Origin of the sequence: Filifactor villosus, assembly GCF_042652965.1 — a bacterium.
GTDB classification, from domain to species: domain Bacteria; phylum Bacillota; class Clostridia; order Peptostreptococcales; family Filifactoraceae; genus Filifactor; species Filifactor villosus.
In genome coordinates this window covers 1-725 of record NZ_JBHSHL010000017.1, presented here as the reverse complement: position 1 = coordinate 725, position 725 = coordinate 1, and the positions used below count along the sequence as shown (strand labels likewise).

General features: G+C 38.9%; 1 protein-coding gene. It reads right to left on the bottom strand.

Going from position 1 to position 725, the window contains the following annotated elements:
• Nucleotides 1-590, bottom strand: a 590-nt coding sequence (locus ACFO4R_RS05360) for an ATP-binding protein (protein ID WP_379788017.1), incomplete at its 3' end; no start/stop codon positions are given.
• Between the last annotated feature and the right edge of the window lie 135 nt (nucleotides 591-725).

Sequence of the window (725 nt, the reverse complement as noted above, 5' to 3'; positions counted from 1 at the left end):
TTCGTCGTTATAAGGATGGAACCTGTGTCGTTTCTGTTTGATATCAGGTTAAAAAGGATCTCATTTGCTTCTTTGTCGAAGGAGATATAACCAAGTTCATCCAGAATCACAAGATCATAACGCTCAAATTTTCTCCTGTATAAGCTGATTTGATTCAAGCTCATGGCTTCTTTCAGCTCTATGACAAGGTTGGGGACACTCGTATATAGTACGCTCATTCCTTTCATGCAAGCTTCGATCCCCAGTGCAATAGCTAAATGCGTCTTGCCTGTTCCGGGGTTTCCAATCAGTATGACATTTTTGTTTTCTTCAATAAAGTCAAGTGTTTTCAGAGAGTTTATTCGTCTTACCAGTTCTTTATTCATGTGATCGGTTTTAAAGTCGATCAAGTATTTTTTATGAGGAAATTTGCCCTGTTTTATCCTCTTTGTTATTCCATTTTCTCGTCTTAGAGCAGCCTCCTTTTCCAATAGGTCTTGCAAGAAACAGCTGATCGGTTCCCCATGTTCTTCTGCTTCTTTGATTCGTTTTTCTGCATAGCGAAAGGTGTAAGCGAGCTTTAAGAACTTTGCATTTTCCTTAATGGACATATCTGATATCCCCCATAAACAGTGCAGAGAGTTTCTCTAATTCCTTCTTTGTATTCTCAGATACTCTATCTTCAAACTCTTCTTCGACTTCCAAGATAGATCTTGCACCAACTCTTCCTACACGCACCAATTCTT